The 21,488-nt window shown below is 53.1% G+C and carries 14 protein-coding genes; 8 read left to right on the forward strand and 6 right to left on the reverse strand.

From position 1 onward, the window contains the following. Positions 1–5: 5 nt before the first annotated feature. The 6 genes from OXI60_08055 to lipA all read right to left on the reverse strand — a co-directional run bounded on the left by OXI60_08055 (position 6) and on the right by lipA (position 7,585). Complete coding sequence (locus tag OXI60_08055; GenBank protein ID MDE0309765.1) at positions 6–761, reverse strand: amino acid ABC transporter ATP-binding protein; 756 nt, start codon at positions 759–761, stop codon at positions 6–8. A 12-nt stretch (positions 762–773) separates the two neighbouring features. Beyond that, positions 774–1,892, reverse strand: coding sequence for an amino acid ABC transporter permease (locus OXI60_08060; GenBank protein MDE0309766.1), 1,119 nt, complete (start codon positions 1,890–1,892; stop codon positions 774–776). Positions 1,893–1,896: 4 nt separating this feature from the next. Then, positions 1,897–3,051: an ABC transporter permease subunit gene (locus OXI60_08065; protein MDE0309767.1), complete on the reverse strand. Its 1,155-nt coding sequence runs from the start codon at positions 3,049–3,051 to the stop codon at positions 1,897–1,899. A gap of 101 nt (positions 3,052–3,152) precedes the next feature. Further along, positions 3,153–4,178, reverse strand: a complete 1,026-nt coding sequence (locus tag OXI60_08070) for an amino acid ABC transporter substrate-binding protein (GenBank protein MDE0309768.1) — start codon at positions 4,176–4,178, stop codon at positions 3,153–3,155. Between the two features lie 167 nt (positions 4,179–4,345). Beyond that, a complete protein-coding gene (locus OXI60_08075) occupies positions 4,346–6,589 on the reverse strand; it encodes a DUF3604 domain-containing protein (protein MDE0309769.1) in 2,244 nt (747 codons plus the stop codon). Between the two features lie 27 nt (positions 6,590–6,616). Beyond that, complete coding sequence (gene lipA / locus OXI60_08080) at positions 6,617–7,585, reverse strand: lipoyl synthase (GenBank protein ID MDE0309770.1); 969 nt, start codon at positions 7,583–7,585, stop codon at positions 6,617–6,619. Between the two features lie 437 nt (positions 7,586–8,022). Between lipA and nadA the strand changes: the two genes are divergently transcribed. From nadA to trpE, 8 genes are all read left to right on the forward strand, one after another. Continuing rightward, entirely contained in the window at positions 8,023–9,087 is a 1,065-nt protein-coding gene (nadA, locus tag OXI60_08085; GenBank protein ID MDE0309771.1) for a quinolinate synthase NadA, read from the forward strand. A 20-nt stretch (positions 9,088–9,107) separates the two neighbouring features. Beyond that, the gene (hemH, locus tag OXI60_08090; protein MDE0309772.1) at positions 9,108–10,136 is read left to right on the forward strand and encodes a ferrochelatase; all 1,029 of its coding nucleotides are present in this window, start codon (positions 9,108–9,110) and stop codon (positions 10,134–10,136) included. Then, positions 10,133–12,859 carry an exodeoxyribonuclease V subunit gamma gene (locus OXI60_08095; protein ID MDE0309773.1) on the forward strand — a complete coding sequence of 909 codons (2,727 nt, stop codon included), beginning with the start codon at positions 10,133–10,135 and terminating at the stop codon, positions 12,857–12,859. The genes hemH and OXI60_08095 overlap by 4 nt, the downstream gene beginning before the upstream one ends. Beyond that, complete coding sequence (locus OXI60_08100; protein MDE0309774.1) at positions 12,856–16,188, forward strand: UvrD-helicase domain-containing protein; 3,333 nt, start codon at positions 12,856–12,858, stop codon at positions 16,186–16,188. Before OXI60_08095 ends, OXI60_08100 begins: the two co-directional genes overlap by 4 nt. A gap of 301 nt (positions 16,189–16,489) precedes the next feature. Next, positions 16,490–17,650, forward strand: a complete 1,161-nt coding sequence (locus tag OXI60_08105) for an ATP-binding protein (protein MDE0309775.1) — start codon at positions 16,490–16,492, stop codon at positions 17,648–17,650. 154 nt (positions 17,651–17,804) lie between these two features. Further along, on the forward strand, positions 17,805–19,205 hold the full coding sequence (locus OXI60_08110; GenBank protein MDE0309776.1) for a Do family serine endopeptidase: 1,401 nt from the start codon (positions 17,805–17,807) through the stop codon (positions 19,203–19,205). A gap of 18 nt (positions 19,206–19,223) precedes the next feature. Continuing rightward, positions 19,224–19,892: a ribulose-phosphate 3-epimerase gene (gene rpe, locus OXI60_08115; GenBank protein MDE0309777.1), complete on the forward strand. Its 669-nt coding sequence runs from the start codon at positions 19,224–19,226 to the stop codon at positions 19,890–19,892. 116 nt (positions 19,893–20,008) lie between these two features. After that, positions 20,009–21,484: an anthranilate synthase component I gene (gene trpE, locus OXI60_08120; GenBank protein ID MDE0309778.1), complete on the forward strand. Its 1,476-nt coding sequence runs from the start codon at positions 20,009–20,011 to the stop codon at positions 21,482–21,484. Positions 21,485–21,488: the final 4 nt, after the last annotated feature.

Consider the following 21,488-nt stretch of genomic DNA (forward strand, 5'->3'; position numbering starts at 1 on the left):
AACGATCAGTGTGACAGGATCTGGCTCAGGAACAATTTGGTCCTGTCGTTTTGAGGATTGTCGAAGAATTCATCGGGGTTGTTCTGCTCAATGATTTCCCCATCATCCATGAAAATAACACGATTGGCGACAGTTTTTGCAAATCCCATCTCGTGCGTGACCACCAGCATGGTCATACCACTTTGTGCGAGCTGAATCATGACGTCGAGAACTTCCTTGATCATTTCCGGATCAAGTGCGGAGGTGGGCTCGTCAAACAGCATAATCCTCGGATTCATGCAAAGACTTCGCGCAATTGCAACCCGTTGCTGCTGCCCGCCGGATAACTGACCGGGAAATTTCGAGGCCTGTTCGGGAATTCTCACCCGCTCAAGATACTTCATCGCAATTTCTTCGGCTTCGTCTTTGGGTAACTTCCGAACCCAGATTGGGGCCAGCGTACAGTTCTCCAGTACCGTGAGGTGAGGGAAAAGATTGAACTGCTGAAACACCATTCCAACTTCCCGCCTGATCTCCGCAATGTTCTTCAAGTTGTCCGTAAGTAAAATCCCATCGACTGAGATGTCGCCGCGTTGATGTTCCTCAAGACGGTTGATACAGCGGATCAATGTTGATTTGCCGGAACCGGAGGGTCCGCAGATCACAATACGCTCACCGCGCTCGACCGTCAGGTTGATGTCCTTGAGAACATGGAACTTACCGAACCACTTGTTCATGTCAGTGATTTCAATTGCAATCGAATTGTCTCTGTCGTTGTTCATCTGAATAATCCTCTATTTATCTTTGTGGCCGGTATCCAACTTACGTTCCAAATATAACGAATAACGAGACATGGCAAAACATGAGACGAAAAAGCCAAGTGCGATAAACATGTAGAGTTCTGTGGACAGCCCCTGCCACTTCGAATCAGCGAGAGTTGCACCGCTGATCCCGAGAGGGTCAAGGAGGCCGACGATTACCACAAGTGTGGTGTCTTTATAAAGACCAATGAAAGTATTGACGATTCCTGGAATCGATATCTTCAGAGCCTGTGGGAGTATGATCAGCCGCATGCAGTTCGCATATTTGAGCCCCAGTGCGTCCGCTGCCTCAAACTGTCCGCGCGGGATTGCAGCCAGCCCACCTCTGATCACCTCTGCGATATAAGCGGCAGCAAACAGTATCACCATAATGATGACTCGCAGCAGCAGATCAAAATACGTACCCGGCGGCATGAAATAATTCAGCAGCGTCGATGCGACGAACAGCAATGTAATCAGTGGCACGCCCCGGAAAAATTCGATGTAACAGATACTGAGCAGACGGACAAGTGGCATGGACGACTGCCTGCCTAGAGACAATGCGATTCCGAGCGGCAGCGAAATCGCGATTCCGGTTACACCGATCAGAACTGTCAGCAGGAACCCGCCAAACTTGGAAGACTCGACGCTTTCCAATCCGAGCCCGCCCCACAACATGAAAAAGGCAAACACCGGAAAAAACAGGGAGAACCAGAGCAGATATTTCCGTCCTCTGACCTGATCATAGAGCAGAGGAAGCAAGGCGACAAACAGCAGTATGAAAGTCACATTGACACGCCAGCGCAGATGCACCGGATAAAATCCATACAAGAGCTGCTCAAATCTTGCCGCGATAACCGACCAGCACGCGCCCGTGGCGATTGCACGGCATTCGTTTCGATGCGTGACGTCGCTGGAAAAGACCGCATCAAAAATGACCCAATTCGCAAGTGGCGGGACCAACTTGTACAGAATATAGATTGAAACAACGGTCAGCAACACGTCGGTGGGGCTGGATAACATGTTCTGGCGTATCCACCCGGTGACACCGACCTGCATTTTTGGCGGCGGCAGTTCCTGGCGCATACCGTCTTTGTGAGCTTGCTTGTCCATCAGGTCAACGTTCCACCAGCGAAATTCGCTTGTTGTACCAGTTCATGAATCCTGAGATGGACAAGGAGATGCACAGGTACAGGGCAAGGACGATTGACATGCATTCCAGTGCCCGTCCGGTCTGGTTGAGTGAGATTCCACCGATTGTTGCAACGATATCCATGTACCCTACAGCAATCGCCAGCGATGAATTCTTGGTCAGGTTGAGATATTGACTGATCATAGGTGGCACGATCACCCGCAGTGCCTGTGGCAGAATGACCAGCCTCATCGCCAGGTTCGATTTCAGTCCCAAGGCATAAGCCGCTTCAGATTGCCCGTGACTGACAGCAAGGATGCCAGCCCTGACGATTTCCGCGATGAAGGCGCCGGTATACACACCAAGTGCGACCAGCAATGCGATAAATTCCGGACTGAGTACCAATCCGCCCTGAAAATTGAAACCCTTGAAAACAGGGTATTCAAGCTCAGCCGGGGCGCCCAGCAACCAGAACACCAGTAGTGGAACTGTCACGATCAGGCCAAAATTCACCCAGTAAACCGGATACTGCTGACCGGTCAGCTCCTGTTTCTGCTTTGCGAACCGATAGAAGACATATGAGCCTGCAAGCGCGACAAGCAAGGCTATGAACACACCCCAGAAAGCCGGCTCCAGCAAGGGTTTGGGCATGTAGATGCCGCGATTGGTCAGAAATGCGAAATCGTACGCGGTGATTGCCTGTTTCGGATGCGGCATGTTATGCACGATCATGCCGTGCCACAAAAGAATCCATAGAAGAATCGGAACGTTCCTGCTGAACTCGACGAACACATACGCGATCCGGTTGACCAGAAAGTTCGAAGACAGCCGGGAGACGCCCGCAACAAAACCGATCAGGGTTGCGAGCACAATTCCGAAAAATGCCACCAACCCGGTATTGATGATACCGACTACGGTAGCCCTGAGATGGGTGCTGCGGGAATCGTAATCAATCAGATGCTGATTGATATCGTAGTTGGATGGTGAGAATAGAAAATTGTAGCTGGCTTCCCTGCCAAGCAGCTCAAGATTATTCAGTGTGTTACGAATAAAGAATCCGAGCAGTGAGAGTACGACGATGACAACGATGATCTGGATGATTGTCTGGCGGGATTTCTTGTCGGTCCAAATATTCTGCATCGTGGACTTGGCGCGTCTCCCTACCGTCGGTGACTAATTATGACGTCGAGTGAAACGTAAACGGCGCGTGCAAGGTGCACGCGCCGTCAGTTTGATTGGAATTACCGATATGGCGGAGCGTAAATCAATCCACCGTCTGTCCAGAGCGCATTGACGCCTCTTTCCAGTCCGATATCGGTGTTTACGCCAAGATATTTCTCGAAAATCTCACCGTAGTTGCCCACAGCTGCAATGACGTTCACCACCCAGTCGGCACTTAATCCGAGCATGGCTCCATATTCGCCTTCGGTACCGAACATTCTGTTCAGTTCAGCATCCTTCTGCTGTTCGGCGGCCATCGCGCGCACGTTTTCAGAAGTAACGCCTTTCTCTTCGGCGATAATCAGCACGTTCAAAGCCCAGCGAACTATGTCGCCCCACTCATCATCACCGTGACGCACTGCTGGCCCCAGCGGCTCTTTTGAGATGATTTCCGGCAACACAACGTGGTTTTCCGGATCGTCAAGACTTGCACGTGTGGCAGCAAGACCGGATCGGTCCGTTGTGTACACATCGCATCGTCCTGCGAGATAGTTCTGACGAGCTTCCGCATTGGTCTCGATGGGAACGGGCTCATAATTCATGCCGTTGCTGCGGAAAAAATCAGCAAGGTTCAACTCTGTGGTTGTACCTGTCTGGATACATACCGAAGCGCCTTCAAGCTCGGTGGCGCTGCTCACTCCGAGTGAGGCCGGAACAATGAAGCCCTGACCATCGTAGTAGTTCACACCAAGGAACGTCAACTTGAGATCGACATCACGACTGTAAGTCCAGGTCGTGTTTCTCGACAGCATGTCAACTTCACCGGCTTTCAGCGCCTCAAAACGAGTCTTTCCGGTCAGGTTGGTGTATTTGACCTTGGATGCATCACCGAATACGGCAGCAGCCACTGCCTCGCAAAGCGCAACGTCAAATCCTTTCCAGTTGCCTGCATCATCTGTAAATGCGAAACCGGCCAACCCGGTATTGATACCGCATTGCAGATGTCCTTTGGCTCGAACGTCGTCAAGTGTACCTGCCTGACTTATTCCAGTGGTCGCAAGACCAACCAGGGCCAAGGCTAATGACAATCGTTTGATTAGTTTCATAATCACTCCCTAATTTGAATTGAAGTAAAGATGGTTAATGATAACAGTTAATCCGCACGAATTATAGTGCAAAATTGGTATTTCGGATCCGAGCGAACACAGATTCCGCTCGCCAACGGGTCAAGGGTTGGCGCATCGAAGGGACTGACCGGCGTATCTCCGAAACATCAGCCGAATACATAGATTGGACTTGACCAGGCGACATGGCCGTCTTCCAGCGTTATTCTGACATAGAGCGCATTGTCCCGGTCATTGTGCAGCCTGATCCGCCGTTCGAGTCTTTCCGAGTTGTTGGGATTGACATCAGGCAGTCGGAACACACGAATCCGACGATCGATTCCACCATTGGCAAATATCAGTTCATCGCGTCCGATTTGCGCGACTGCAATGGATTCGTTGACCAGCTGTGTGTCAATTTCAAGCTGTCCGATGCGGCCGTTTTTCAGCACTGCGTCAAAACCCCCGAAACCGCCGGTCGTCAGAGCTGTCCACTCCACCCGCGAAGGTCCCGTCTGTTCGAACTTCTTGTCGAGATTGTAACGGTTGATGGGAGTCAGCGATTCGAACTCATTTCCGATCAGTTCAGCGAATCCATCCCATACGGTCTCCCGCCCGCGCCCGCGGTATTCAGAACCTTCCCATAAAATCCGTATCCTGCGTCCAAGCTCTTCTTCGCTGTAGGGTCTGTACACCTCAAGCGTTTGAGTTCCGTTTCGAATGTCGATTCGCTCAATCGGGGACGCGGCACGAACGTCAACCCGAAAATCCACTTCATCGACACCCGATCTGACAATGTCGCCCATGATCGCAGTTTTGGTTTTTGCGGTGCAGACCCCGCCCATATCCGGATTATCGGCATACAGGTCTGCTTCACAATCGAAATCGACATTGGTTTGGAGGAAAATCCTGTTCCCGGTGGTTCCGTAATGATGTCGTCTTCTCAGGGCATCCATGATTCCGGAACGGGTGAGCTCACTTGCGAGTACGCAGGTGAGGCCGCCGAAGGCGCCGAATTTGGTCGCTCCGGGGTGTGATGCACCGGGTCTGCCTTTATGTCCATCGGAGTTTGAGACGATTCCGACCCGGTATCCCTGTTCCAGCGCATCTTCGATCAGCCACTCAAAGGTTCCCCAGGCGGAATGAACCTCGACCGACCTCTCGATTCTGCGATCATGCGCCATCTTGATGTCAGCGTAACGTCCTCCAATGTGCGCGAATACCACGCAATCCTCATCTTTGAGCGCTTCAAACAGCTCGCTGGCGCTGTTCGCGTCGGAATCAATATCGGAAAGATCGCTGACCAATGCATGGGACGATCGATGTATCGGGCGGCCTTCATTCATAAGCAGTACATTGCGGTCCCCGCCAAGTCCGGTGTTACCGGACCACTCCCAGCCTGGAAAGGTGACGAAATGATTGTCGACATTGAATTCTTCTGACAGTTCGTTCAAATGCTCCCAGAACGGGGTGGTGATCTGAAAGTCATTGCCCTGATGGACACAGATGTCGAGGAATGCACGGTCACGGGCGAATTCATAGAACTCCCTTGCCGAATTTGTACCGATCGTCTCTTCGGATTGTCCGTGAAGGTCACCCCAGTAGGGTAACAGTCCCTCTTCATGCGAGAACTGACACGGATTGGAGCGGCCGACCAAATTGCCATGGCCGTCAAGCAGGTCGATCGTCAGCACGCCCGCTTCGAGCGCCTTGAGATTCGAGATGACTTGTGAGAACTCACCCGGCCTGAGGCTGATGGATGGTTCCAACCCGTCAACGTCCAGACTCTCCCTGAGGTGGAGTTCCTCATCACAGAGGTTTGAGGGATTGCCCCAACGGTCCACGCCCTTGATGCAAAGCCGAAACGGTTGTGACAGATGTCTTGCAGTCGGTAACACAGCCGAATATTGAACCGGTGGCCCAGGCACAATGGCAATTTCAGGTTGTCGGGGCAGTTCCACATAGTCGTAGGTCGCAATGGCATCCACCAGAACGCGAAATTCAAAGGTGCTCTCACAGAATGTCTGCATCCGGATTCCGGGACTGCCATGTCTGCGGTCGCCGAATCGGACCGTGATTTGGTCACCCTCCCTGAGAAATCCCCGCACCACCTTGATGTACAGAGTCTTGTCCCACGGCCGGATATTCCGTTTCGGATCATACTCGACATGCAGGACCGCACCGTTCGACGCCTCAACTGTTGTGTAGTTCGCAGCTTGGGGAAATTCGAACTGGGGGCGCCCCATATCGGACGCAAACCGATGCACCACCTTGATGGAACCGGTATCGTCGATCCCGAAATATCCTGCTGTGTAGGTGAGCGTGAGTTCCTGATAGGACCCCGCCTCAAAGCTGCCGTCCGGCGAGATTGTCGCACTGCCCATTTTTTCAGGCAGATAGGTTGAGTGCGGCATCAGAATTCCCGCGGCAACGGTGAACTGTCAGAGCGGATTGCGCTTTGCTATTGCTCCCGGCGCATGCTGGTCAGCACGGTAGGATGAGCGCACCATCGGGCCGGACGCGACATGGGAAAATCCCAACTTCTCACCGATGAGTCTATATTGCTCAAACTCCTCAAGCGGTACATAGCGGTCTACAGGCAGGTGATGCCTGCTTGGTTGAAGGTATTGACCGATCGTCAATATATCGATGGATCTGGCGCGCATGTCCGTCATGACTTCCTCCACCTCTTGTGTGGTTTCCCCGACACCGACCATCAGACCGGACTTGGTCTCGATCTCGGGATGCTGCTGTGAGAATCGTTCCAGCAGATCCAGCGAGTGGTGGTAGTCGGCACCCGGTCGGACCTTCTTATACAGACGAGGGACAGTTTCGATGTTGTGGCTGAAGACATCCGGAGGATGTACGGCAAGACTTTCCAATGCCTTATCCATGCGCGTGCGAAAATCCGGCGTGAGAATCTCTATTGCTGTGTTCGGGCAGACCTCTCTCATTTTGCGTATGCAGTCGGTGAAGTGAGAGGCGCCCCCATCCCTGAGGTCATCGCGGTTTACCGAAGTGACCACAACATAGCGCAGCCCCATCTGACGGACGGTTTCGGCGAGATTCGCAGGTTCGTTCTCATCCGGCAGCAAGGGGCGACCGTGAGCCACGTCACAAAAAGGGCATCGACGCGTACAGATGTCTCCGAGAATCATGAAAGTGGCTGTACCATGTGCGAAACACTCACCGATGTTCGGACACGATGCCTCCTCGCATACGGTATGCAGTTTGTTTGCGCGAAGAATACTCTTGAGGCGAAGTACTTCCGGAGAGCCGGGAAACTTGGCTCGGATCCATGGCGGCTTTCTCAGTCGGCTAGCGGAATCCTGAGGCTCGAATCGAACCCTCAGACGCTCGAGTTTCTGCTCACCGCGGAGTTTTACGCCTGCTTCAACGGGTTGCGAGATTGCCACTGTTGTTTCCAAATTACTGAATTTACTGAACTGTTGTTTCTGTCAGAACAATATCAGTCCCAGCCCGTTGGGAATGATATCGAGGCCCAGACTGATGGAACATTTTACCAGCACACAGGCGCCCGGATTGAAGGAAACGATCGCCGCGCTCGCCGCGAGAATACTCGCCAGTCGGCTGAGGCATTGATCGTTGCGCGGTTTCGGTTTGCATATGGACGCAGCAGGCGGACATCAGCGTTGAGGCATAGTCAGTTGGCACCCGCAATCCAATCCGGCTCGTGCGGTCCAGACCGGATTTTGGACTGTTCAACTGGAATTCCAGACCGCCTGCTGTATAGTGAGCAAGGACCGTGTTTTGCGTGCGTATTGCATTGCAGGTACAATGCAGCATCGAAAGCTAGAAGCATAAATGGATTGATGAGGGGTAGTCGATGGTTCCAATCGATCATACATTCTCGGGTAACGCGCTGGACATAGCGAACCTTGCTCACATCGCGAGGTCGCAGCCTGGAGTGACACCGGACTCGGATTCGAAAGCGAATCTCTTCGAAGAGATTACTGATCTTCTTGCGCGAAGGGATGCCGTATTGGTAGCACACTACTATGTGGACGGTGACATTCAGGATCTTGCGGAGAACACGGGCGGATGCGTCGCGGATTCGCTTGAGATGGCACGGTTCGGATTCGATCACAAGGCATCGACCGTCATTGTAGCCGGGGTTCGTTTCATGGCGGAAACCGCCAAGATACTAAGTCCGGAAAAGACGATCTTCTCGGTCGAAACAGATGCCAATTGCTCGTTGGACCTGGGCTGTCCGGCAGACGAGTTCTCGAAGTTCTGTGATCAGCATCCGCATCGGACTGTCGTGGTCTATGCCAATACCAGTGCCGAAGTCAAGGCAAGGGCCGACTGGGTTGCCACATCATCCATAGGACTGAAACTCATTCGGGACCTCCATTCAAAAGGCGAGAAGATTCTGTGGGCCCCAGACCGGTACCTTGGCAATTACATCCAACGTGAAACCGGCGCCGACATGGTGATGTGGAACGGTGCCTGCATCGTGCATGAGGAGTTCAAGGCGATTGTGCTTGATGGGCTGATGAGAAAATACCCCGAAGCGAAAGTGTTGGTTCATCCGGAGTCGCCGGCCGGCGTGATCGAATTGGCTGATGTTGTCGGTTCAACGAGCCAGATTATCAATGCTGCAGTCAGCATGCCGGAAGACACGTTCATTGTCGCGACAGAAGAAGGCATACTGCACAGAATGAGGAATCTGGCGCCGCACAAGAAATTCATTACCGCGCCCACAGCCGGCGAAGGCGCGACCTGCGAAAGCTGCGCGCATTGCCCATGGATGAAAATGAATGATCTCGAAAAGATCCGACAGGTATTGCTGAACTTCTCGGGTGAGGTCTTGCTGGATGAGGACGTTCGAAAGCGAGCGGAAGTCTCGATTCACCGCATGGTGGAATTTGGCAGGTTGAACGCAGCCTGAGCGGTACTGACTGTTTCAGCATGCCCAAATTCATCAATCACTATACCGAACAACCAGACTCGCGCAATTTCGGTGTCATTCTTGCCAACCTGGGAACTCCCGAATCTCCAGCTGCATCTTCTGTAAGGCGCTTTCTGCGTCAGTTCCTGTCAGACCCCCGGGTCGTTGAATTGCCCAGACTGTTGTGGTGGCTGATTCTCAATGGTGTGATTCTCGTGATTCGACCATCGAGGAGTGCGGCGGCATACCGCGAAGTCTGGACCGAAGACGGCTCGCCGCTGATGGTGAACGCCAATGCCCAGGTCACCGCACTGACTGAAAGTCTCGCACATCAGGGCATCACCGACGCGCAGGTACGCTGTGCTATGCGCTACGGGGAACCATCCCTGATGCGGGTGATGCGGGAATTTGGCACGCTCGGCATCGACCGGGTTGTTGTCATACCGATGTATCCGCAGTATTCCGGTTCCACAACCGGATCAGTTCTTGACGATGTCGGCGCGTGCACAGCCCGGCTGAGGCGGGTACCCTCGCTTCGCTTCATCAATGGCTACGCCGATGATCATCAATACATTGAGAGCCTTCGGGTTTCTGTTACCGAACATTGGGGAAACCATGGCCGGGCGGATCACCTCGTAATGTCATTTCACGGCCTGCCGCAGGACTTCTGTGATAACGGTGACCCCTACGAAGATCAGTGCCGGACGACCGCGCGGTTGCTGGCCCGAAAACTCGGGCTTGAGTCGCAGCAGTGGACAATTTGCTTTCAATCCCGGGTCGGACGTCAAAAGTGGCTCGAACCCTATGTGGATGAGGTGATTTCCGATTTGCCTGCCCATGGGATCAAAAGCATTGAGATGATCTGCCCGGGTTTTTCTGTTGACTGTCTGGAAACGCTTGAAGAGGTCAATATCGGCTATCGCAAACTGTTTCTTGAGTCCGGGGGCGATCGCTTCGAATATATTCCCTGCCTCAACGATCAGCCTGCGCATATCGAAATGCTGGCGCGGTTGCTGATCCGTTCGGCCGCCGACTGGATCGGTGAGTGAGCGGCAGATTGTCAAGACTTCAGATTGACAACGTCGGTTCGCTTTCCCGCAGTACGGTCGATGAGTGTGTTGAGCGACTGCAGGAAGGCGCCACGGTCGTGGTCTCCTCCCGCCGACTGCAACACCTGATTGAGGACGGCTATAACCGCGCCCGGCTGAATCTTGGAGAGAGGTCGTGGCCCGGAGCCGAAGTCCATGTCTGGCAAATCTGGTTGTCGAACTTATGGGCTGGCCTTCAATATGACTCAGGGGACACATTGCCACAATTGCTGGCCTCCGCCCAGTCGTTGCAAGTTTGGGAAAAGGAAATCGCCGACGACATCCGACAGGAATATCACGATGAGTTCGAATATCTGTTATGGCATATAACGGCGACGGCAACCCGGGCGAGGCGCGCATATGGATTGATGCAGGAATATGGGATTGAACACACTCAATTCGGCGACAGCATCAGTCTGGATGCGACCCAATTTCTGCGCTGGCTCGAGAAATATCGCCAACATCTCAAGCAAGGGAATCTGATCGACACGGAATCATTGCCCGATGTCTTGTGTCCGCTGGCGCGGGACATCCGGGTCCTGAACCCCGGCAAGTTGGTCGTTGCAGGATTTGTTGAGTGGACGCCACAGCATCAGCGTCTGCTGGATTCACTGTCAGAGTTTGGTGAGGTTGAACGGCTGCATTATGAATCAGGCATCAAACCCAGACGGCTTGATCAGATCAGATTCGAGAAGGTGGACGACGAGATTGAGCTGTGTGCGCGTTGGACGAGATCTGTGATTGAGGCTGATCCGACAAACCATCGGGTCGGCATCGTCGCACCCCGATTGGGCAATTTGCGTGACAGGATCATAAGGCGGTTTTCCGCGCTGCTGAATCCCGATCAGGTCATGGACCGGCGCGAGTTGCAAAACCTGTCCTTCCACGTGACTTTGGGTTCCGCGCTGATTGACACGCCGGTGGTTGTTGATGCACTGAATCTGCTTGAGCTGACGCAGTCCGAAGTGAACGTCTCCGTATTGTGCTCGGTGATTCAGTCCGACCGTATACGGTGGTGGGACATGGAACGGTCCCAGCGTGCAAGATTGAAGAGTCGGATACTTGGGCTCGGTCACAGTGAGTTGTCGCTCAAGCATGTTCAAAAGCTGATTGATTCTGAAAATCTCAAATGCAGGCGGCTGAGTCGGATTCTGAAGCGGGCCGATGACAAGATTTCCGGGATGCCCAAGTCTGCCGATTACGCGTATTGGGGAAGTTTTCTTATGGATTGGATGAGAATTTTCCAATCGGAAGAGCGGGATAATCGGGAGTTTGGTGTGGCTGAGAAACAGGCGCATGAGTCTTTATCAGCGGCGATTGAAGAGCTTGCGCAGCTGGGGTTCGTGTCTTCAAAGGTGAGTCTGGCGACGGCGGTCGCGAAATTGCGTCGATCGCTTGCGCAGATTAGCGTGCAGCCCCGGGCGGCCCGGGTTCCGATTCAGATTGGCGATCTGGATACCATGGTCGGACAGTCTTTTTCCCATCTATGGATGCTCGGCATGAACAATGTGGATCTGCCCGGTACCCCCCAGCCAAACCCGTTCATACCCGTCTCATTGCAGAAACAGATGGGCATCCCCCAAAGTTCCGCATCCTTGCTCGAGCGAAGTGTGACTGAGCAGATCGACGTACTGCTGTCAGGTGCAGTCGATGTTGTCCAGAGTTACGCGGTCATTGATGGCAAATCCTTTCATCAACCCAGCAGCCATCTGAAGAACCTAAAGACAATCAGTTCAAACGATCAGCCTGACATCGGCGACTATATGGATTATCGACAGCGAGTAGCCAAAGAGCGTAATGCATGTCGAATCTTTAACGATTGGAAGGCTCCGAAAGTTGCTGATCCGCAGGACATACGCGGTGGATCATCGTTGCTCAAGAATCAGTCGCAATGTCCTTTTCGCGCATTTGCGCAGCATCGATTGCACGTCCCGCAGAGTGAGTCAGCCGGTATTGGTATTTCTGCAATCTCGCGCGGCTTGCTTGCACATCAGATGTTTGAGGGCATTTATACCGAGATCACATCAAGAACGATGACCGAAGACAGAGAGAAATATTTGCAGGTCGCACAAAAATTTGCACAGCAGGCGATGGATGAGTTAGTCGCCGGTCAGGTCAAACCCATCAATGCTGATCTATCCGCAGGTGAGGTTGACCGAATGGTTGATCTGGCAAGACAATGGTTGGCGGCTGAATATGAACGGGGCAATTTCAATGTCTTCGCTACCGAGCAGGCGGCCGAGCTCAAATTGTCAGACCTGGTGATACGCCTGAAAATTGACCGGATCGACAAAGAAGTGCTGGAAGATGACGAGGAGGGCGGTGCGATCGTAATCGACTACAAGACCGGCGAGTGTTCAATCAGGAATTTACAGGGATCACGTCCCAAGGACCCTCAACTGCTGACTTACGTGCATGCGTTGACACAACAGGATATTCCAGTTACTGAAATTGCCTACGCAAAGGTCAAAAGAGGTGGCGTCAGGTTCCAGCACTTGGAGGTGTCGATTAAGCTTGTTGAGCAAATTCGAGTGACACTCGAACAGATCGCGCGCCGTTTCCTTGATGGAGAAGCGGATGCCGACCCGCTGCCACGTGCCTGCAATTACTGTCACATAAAACCGATTTGTCGAATAGACGATCGCTCCGATCACGTTGCGCGACGCGAGTCAGACAAGGCATGAACGATCAACCGGCAAGGGAAAAGGCGCTCGACCAAGCGCAGTCGTTCATTGTCCAGGCTCCGGCAGGGTCGGGCAAGACGACGCTGCTCACCAGCAGATTTATCAGTCTGCTCGAGACGGTAGACAACCCGGAGGAGGTTCTCGCAGTTACATTCACACGAAAGGCAACTGCAGAAATGCGCGAGCGGATACTCGAAGTCCTGGACCCGAATACACCCGCGGACCTGCATCAGCACTCGGCGAATATGGCAGCCGAACGGGTGCGAAAGCGATCCGAACAACTCGATTGGAACCTTCATCAACAACCCTCACGGCTTCAGATCATGACGTTCGATGCGTTGGCCGCCGCAGTGATTCGATGCATGCCGTGGTCGTCACGTTTCGGTTCAGTACCCGGCGTTGTCGAACAGGCTGAGAAAATCTATCGTGCCGCCGCTGTCGCTGCCGTTGAGTCCGCACAGCACGCAAGCGACGACCGGCGCGCGGCACTGCGTCTGTTACACAGTCATCTGGATAACAATTCGGAAAGATTGCTGGAACTGATTGTTGCAATGCTCGCAAATCGCGATCAATGGCTCAATCGATTGTTCAATACTGATTTTTCGGATGATGTCAGGTCGGAAATGGAGAATGCCTGGAGACAATTCATCGGCTACGAACTGGATAATCTTGCGAGCCTGTTTCCACCAACTGCCCGGGCGATACTTCGTCTGGATGAAATAGACAATTATTCGGATGAGGCGGTGAAGTTCTGGAGGAAGGTGAAAGTTGTGCTGCTGACCCAGAAGGGGACGTGGCGAAAGCAATATCCTATACAAGCAACCATACCTGAGTTTATGACCCCGGCTAATTTTGGTTCGGTTATCAGCGATTGCAGCAAAGTTGAGTTCTTGCAGGAAAAATTGGCAAGGATTGGAAACAACTTACCGAATCTGGCCTATACCGATGAGCAATGGGAGGTTCTGCGGGCAGCGTCGACCGTACTTAAGTATTCGGTTGCATATCTTCAGCTGGAATTCAGAAAGCGCGGTGAGGTTGACTTCATCGAGATCGCACAGAAAGCGCTGAAGGCATTGGGCACTGAAGACAATCCCACGGACCTGTCATTGGTACTCGACTATCGATATCGTCATATTCTGGTCGACGAATTTCAGGATTCTTCGATCAGCCAGAAGCAACTGCTTGAGTCGCTGACTGCGGGCTGGCAGGATGGAGACGGCAGGACGCTGTTTCTTGTAGGTGACCCCATGCAGTCAATCTATCGTTTTCGTGAAGCTGAGGTGGGAATCTATCTTGACGTTGTCAAACGCGGACTTGGAAACCTTAATCCGACGCCGCTCTCGCTCAACCAGAACTTCCGGTCCAGCAAAATACTGGTTGATTGGTTCAACAGCACTTTCAAAAAGTCTTTTCCCGACGAATCTGACGTAATGGGAAGTCGGGTAGCGTACTCACCCTGTGAATCGACCATTCCGGGAGGAAAACACGATTCGGTGAATATCTGGGTTCAAAAAACCGGTCGCAAAAAAGACGGGACACAAGATACGGCGATATTTGACCTCCGGCAAGCAGAGAAAGTTTACGATGACATCCTGGATTATCTTGCGCGAAATGAAGGACGCGATGTACGGCTGGCTGTGCTTGTCTCGAGTCGAAAACATGTTCGTGACCTGATCCCCTTGCTCGATGCGGGTGGCATACGCTACTACGCAGCGGACATGTTTCCGCTGGCAGAAAGACCGGTGGTACAGGACCTTCTCTCGCTTACTCGAGCATTGTTGAATCCAACCGATCGCGTGTCCTGGCTTGCTATCTTGAGAGCTCCCTGGTGTGGTCTTACACTGGAGGATCTGCTTGTGATCGCCAGTCAATCGAGTGCGACGATCTGGGATCGAATCAACAGTCCGGAAGTGACTGAGGATTTGAGTGACGATGGGCGTATGCGGGTAGCTCGCACACGCGAGGTGTTGGCTCAAGCACTGTCGATACGCGGACGTCAGGGAGTCCGGCAGTGGATCGAGGATGCGTGGATATTGCTTGGAGGTCCGGCATGTGTCAGTACAAATGACGATGAGAACGCACGTTTGTTTCTGGATTTTCTGGAAAGATTCGCGCAAGGTGCGCAGGTTGATGATCTTGAACAGTTCGAGGATCAGATGCAGAATCTATTTGCTGTTCCAGACTGTGCGCCGGACGAGGCGGCTGTGCACCTTATGACCATTCATAGCGCAAAGGGGCTTGAGTTTGATGCGGTATTTGTACCTTCAACCGCAAAACGGGTCGGTATGTCAAGGTCACCATTAATGATATGGTCGGAAGTCCTGCTGAAAGATATCGGTACCCGACTGTTGATTTCAACAATACCGGACACTGCGCTGAACGAAGGCGACTTGATGTACAGTTTCCTCAAGCAGTGGAATAAGCAGAAGGATCTGATGGAAATGACGCGACTTGTCTACGTCGGGTGCACCAGGGCGAAATCAGAATTGCATCTTTATGCATCACTCGCTACGCAGTCACCTCCCGAAGCCACATTGCTCGACAGATTGTGGCCGGGAATCCGCCGTGACAATGACAGTGAGAATGACATGCCTTCGGTTATACGCAGCTTTACGGACCACACGCCGTATGCAGCCATGAAACCAGTGAAATTGAAATACGGACCGGGGCCGTCGAAAACACCGATTGTTTCGCGTCTCCCGGCAGATTGGAAATTGCCGATGCCGCCGGCTTCGATCGAAATTCCCGTTCAGGGCATGGAGTCACCGGGAGGTCAGGACAAGATCGATTTCGATTGGGCGGGAAGTGTCGCGGTGTGGACTGGAACGATTGTTCACCAGTGGCTGTATCGGATGACCATGAGTGGGGCGGACAACTGGGACGCAAAGCGGGTCAGGGCGGAAAAACCGAAATGGCAGACCGCCTTGCGCGCAATGGGTATGAGTTCAGACAGCGGGGAATTTGCCGAGGCAGTCAGAAGAATTGAAACCGCCTTGGTCAACGTGCTCAATGACGAGACCGGCCGCTGGTTGCTTGACAGCAAACACGAGGACGCCAAAGCCGAATACCGATTGACCGGGTACGTCAATGGCATCTTCAGGAATGTGGTTCTTGACCGCACTTTCGTCGATGAGGATGGAGTCAGATGGATTGTCGACTACAAGACCGGCACCACCGACAGTAACATCGATGACTTCCTTGACAACGAAGTTCAGCGTTACCGCGATCAGCTGATCGAATACAGAACTATCTTGTCCGGCTGCGACGACCGGCCAATCAGGATGGGGTTGTACTTTCCCCTGTTTGCACGATGGAGAGAGGTTGAGTAGCGACACGGCCGATCCGGGCTGGCAGCGTTGCGGTCTGTCCGGCTGCAAACCGGGAGTTTCCGAACAGTCGCCAGCTGTTGCGCAAGTATCACAAGTTCGGGTTCAAGCGTTTTGCCAGATGTGCATTGAGTTGCGTGATTGAGTATCGCGGCGTGATGCGTCGCGTCCTTTCGAAAGTGAGAATCGGCATCCGCAGCATAGTTTCCCCGGGAACAAGGTTGTCCTGACTCGCTCCTGTGAAACAGTATAGTGTTACCATGAAAAATGAATATATCCCGTTCGTATATCGTGGCAGTTGTCGGTGATAGACAGAATCCGGCACGAAAAGCGCTTATGTGATCATTTGGGTGAGTATCCGGTTGTAGGACTGATTGGGACGCGCCAGGTTGGGAAAACCACACTCGCTCGCAATATCGTCCGGCAGTGGGCTGATCAGACCCATTATTTTGATCTTGAGTCCAGTGCCGATGTTGCACGGCTTTCGGATGCAATGTTTGCACTATCGCCGTTGCGGGGATTGGTTGTTTTAGACGAAGTGCATCGACTGCCGGATTTATTCCCGGCCATTCGGGTACTGGCGGATCGGGAATCAGAGCCAGCGAAGTTTCTCATCTTGAGCGGTGCGTCACCATCGTTGCTCAGGCAAGGCGGCGAATCGCTGGCCGGACGTATTGCCTACTATGAACTTCCGGGTCTCAATCTGTCAGAGACCGGTGCTGACAGCAGTGACGAGATTTGGTTGCGGGGAGGGTTCCCAAAGTCTTTTACCGCTTCGACTCAGCTGACGAGTTACAAGTGGAGGAGAACCTTTATCCGAACATTTCTTGACAGGGATCTTCCACAGTTTGGAGTCACCATCCCGGGCATTGCGATGGAACGATTCTGGATGATGTTGGCTCATTGCCACGGTCAGGTATGGAACGGCTCGGAGATTGGACGGGCGTTCGGCGTGTCTCACACAGCCACCCGCCGATATCTTGAAATGCTCCAGTCAACATTTGTGGCTCGTTGCTTGCAGCCTTGGCATGCCAACATCAGAAAACGTCAGATCAAGGCTCCAAAAGCATATATACGCGACAGTGGCATTCTTCATGGTTTACTGGGCATCAGAAACCTTGAGGAGTTGCATTCTCACCCAAAGGTTGGTGCATCATGGGAGGGTTTTGTCGTTGACAACCTGATTCAGGCGCTAGATGTGGCAGAACGCGACTGTTTGTTTTGGGCAACCCACACGGGTGCTGAAATTGACATGATTGTAAACGTCGGCGGGCGGTTGCGGGGATACGAGATCAAGCGAACCGCATCGCCTGCAATCACCCCGTCCATCCGCTCAGCACTCGAGGATCTTGATCTTGACAGAGTTGACATCATTTATCCTGGCGAAGCGAGTTTCGCACTGTCGGATCGCGTCAATGCAGTTCCGGCAGCAAGCATTTTGAGCGGTTCGGAGCTTCAGGCGTAAGCTGGATGGCGGATCAAGCATGTGCGAACCGAATTTGTCCGGCAATGAGTGTTACAGACGGTGCGAAGTATCCGAAAAACCCCTGAATGCCGGCAATGTTCCTTGTAAAATTGTGAAAGTGCCGTCCGCAAGACTTTAATTCTGACCTATTGATATGAACGTCAGGTTCATCAGTTCATACGCAATTCCGGTTGTGGCCTTTCTGCTTGGAATAGCCTCTGTGCAGGCGCAGGGTTTGCCGACCGAAGTGGAAGGTCGAGAGTTGCCCACACTGGCCAATGTTGTTTCGCAGGTTGAGGCCGGCATTGTGAACATCTCCACTTTGGGCCCGAGATCAGGTTATGCCAATAGGTTCTCAGGTCCGTTGGAGCAGTTCTTTGAAGACGATTCTTTTTTCAGTCAGTTTTTCCGGTTTGAGGACCCCGCTCAGGTCGCGCCTCATCGAATCAATCACGGCTCGGGTGTCATTCTGGATGCGGAGATGGGTTATGTGCTCACGAACCACCACATTCTGGCAGGTGCCGACCAGATGAGAATCACCCTGTCGGACGGCCGGACAGTCAGTGCTGAACCAGTCGGTTCAGACCCGGATATGGATCTCGCACTTTTGAGAGTTGACGCCGATAATCTGACCGATGTCACGCTCGGCGATTCTGATGAGTTACGGGTGGGAGATTTCGTGCTCGCAATCGGCAACAACTATGGACTGTCGGCCACGGTTACTTCAGGAATTGTCAGCGCGCTCAGTCGCAGTGGATTGTCAATGGATCAGTATCAGGACTTCATCCAGACGGATGCCGCTATCAATCCGGGCAGTTCCGGCGGTGCCTTGGTCAACCTTCGGGGAGAGGTGGTCGGTATCAATACCGCGATTCTGTCGCCGGCCGGCGGCAATATCGGAATCGGGTTTGCGATTCCCATTAACACGGCCGCCAGTATTGCCGAACAGTTGCGGGTTTACGGACGGGTCAAACGCGGCATGCTGGGCATTCACTTCCAGGAAATAACCGACGAGATTGCCCGAGGATTTGAACTCAAGCAACGGCAAGGAGTCCTGATCAATCGAGTCCTGGCTGAGTCGGCGGCTGACGAAGCCGGTTTGCGGGAAGGCGATATCCTTACGCACGTCAACGGCAAAAGGGTCGCAGGAGGATCCAGTCTGAGAACAAAGATCGCACTGATCAGGGTTGGTGAGACATTGAATGTCACCTACCTGCGCGATGGCGAGACTTTGGAAGGAACGGGGACTATCCGGGACACGTCTGTGCAGGTTGTCAGTGGATCTGACCTGATGAATCTGCTTGAAGGCGCGGAATTTCAAGCGGATATGAAAATATTTGCGCATGGTCCCGAGCGTGTCATTGTCGTTTCATCCGTGAATGAGGGAAGTGCGGCGTGGAGCTCAGGTGTTCGCGAGGGGGATATCATCATCAGGGTGAATCGTCAGCCGGTCAACAGTATTGAGACGTTCAAGGCAGTGTTCCAGGAACGCGATGATTCGCTGGTACTGGAGATTATGCGCAACAACCAATACCGGTTCGTAGTCGTTGGATAATCCCGAGCAGCCAGGGTTATGGATGCTGTCATAGCGCCATCCATACTTGCAGCAGACTTCGCACGTCTTGGTGAGGAAGTCGATGCGGTGCTGTCCGCCGGCGCGGACTGGATTCACTTTGACGTGATGGACAATCAGTTTGTGCCGAACCTGACTGTGGGTCCGCTGGTTTGCAAGGCGCTTCGCGATCATGGGGTGACCGCCCCCTTGGATGTGCATCTGATGGTACGTCCGGTTGATCGACTGGTGGGCGAGTTTGCCCAGGCCGGTGCGACGTCAATAACGTTTCACCCCGAAGCTTCGGATCATGTAGACCGAACACTGAACCTGATCCGGGAAAACGGCTGTCAGGCGGGAATCGCGCTGAGTCCCGCCACGCCATTGTCGTGGCTGGATCATGTACTGGATGGTATCGACATGCTATTGCTGATGTCGGTCAATCCAGGATTCGGCGGGCAGAAGTTCATTCCCTATGTTATGGACAAGATCGCAAAGTCCAGACAATGGCTGTCACGTCACCCGCGGCAGATCCGCCTGGAAGTTGATGGCGGAATCAATGCGGAAAATATCGGTCAGGTGGCGAAAGCAGGTGCGGACACATTTGTTGCCGGCTCCGCAGTATTCGGTTCGGATGACTACGCCGCTACGATCGAATCCATGAGACAGCGAATCAGTCGGCAAGCCTGACGTCCTGGGACCGGGACATTGATATTGCACCGGCTCGGATTCCGGTTGTATTCGATTGTCAGCGAGAACAAGTTCAGCGAGTTTTGGTAATCTTTTTTCTGGAAAACACTTCATAAATGCTCACGAAAGAACAATTTGATGACCTGGCCCGACAGGAGTTTACGCATGTACCGCTCAAACGGGAGCTTCTGGCGGACTTTGATACACCGCTCAGTACCTACTATCGACTTGCGCGGGAACCCTATACCTACCTCTATGAGTCAGTCCAGGGCGGGGAGAAGTGGGGCCGTTATTCCATCATCGGCCTGCCGACAAAAACTCGTGTGGAGGTACATGCTCATACCGTCACCTTGCTGGAAGCCGACCAGATTGTCGACCAATGGGAAAGCGACGATCCGTTGGAGGACATCAAGAATTTTCATGAACGGTTCAAGACACCGCAGGTTGAAGGCCTGCCCAAATTTACGGGTGGACTGGTCGGATTTTTCGGCTACGATACGGTTCGCTATATTGAGCCTACTTTGGCATCAGGCTACAAGGACAGCGATCTGGATATTCCGGACATCTGTCTGATGGTGTCCGATGAGGTTGTGGTATTCGACAATCTTGCAGGACGTCTGTTCATAGTGGTTTATGTCGATGTGGCAAATGGCGGTACCTGGGAGTCCGGTATCGAGCGGCTCGATGGGATTACCCGGAAACTGCGTTCTCCGATCGCGACAAGGCCATCGATACTGCTGCAGCACCAACCGAATGAGGCAAAGTTCGAGTCGATGTTTGGACAGCAAGCCTACGAGGAGGCGGTTGAGAAGTCGCGAGAATACATACTCGCGGGTGATGTGTTTCAGGTTGTCATCTCGCAGAGGTTGTCCGCCACATTCACCGGCAATCCGATCGACCTTTACCGCGCCCTGCGCACACTCAATCCCTCACCATACATGTATTACCTCAATTTTGATTCGTACCATATTGTCGGCGCATCACCTGAAATCCTGGTTCGTTCGGAAGAGGGACATGTCACGGTTCGGCCGTTGGCGGGCACGCGCCCCCGAGGAGCCAGCGAGGAGGAGGATCAAGAGTTGATCGATGATCTTCTGGCCGACGAGAAAGAGCGCGCTGAACATGTGATGCTGGTCGATCTCGGTCGGAATGACGTGGGCCGTGTATCCAAGCTGGCAACGGTCAAGGTAAGCGACATCATGCAGATTGAGCGCTATTCCCATGTCATGCACATCGTTTCCAATGTGGAAGGGGAGTTGGACGAAGGAATGCATGCGATTGATGTCCTGCGTGCGACGTTGCCCGCGGGCACTGTTTCTGGCGCCCCCAAGGTTCGGGCGATGGAAATTATCGACGAGCTCGAACCGCATAAGCGCGGAATCTACGCGGGTGCGGTCGGGTACATCAGCTGGGATGGAAATCTTGACACAGCCATCGCGATCAGAACCGCAGTCCTGGTCGGCGACCAGGTTTATGTGCAGGCGGGGGCAGGTCTCGTGGTTGACTCTGTTCCGCAGACAGAATGGCACGAAACCATGCACAAAGCCCGCGCCATCTTGCGCGCGGTGGCGATTGCCGAAGTTCCGAGGTAGCCCC

The organism is Acidiferrobacterales bacterium, assembly GCA_028820695.1.
Classification (GTDB): Bacteria; Pseudomonadota; Gammaproteobacteria; order Arenicellales; family JAJDZL01; genus JAJDZL01.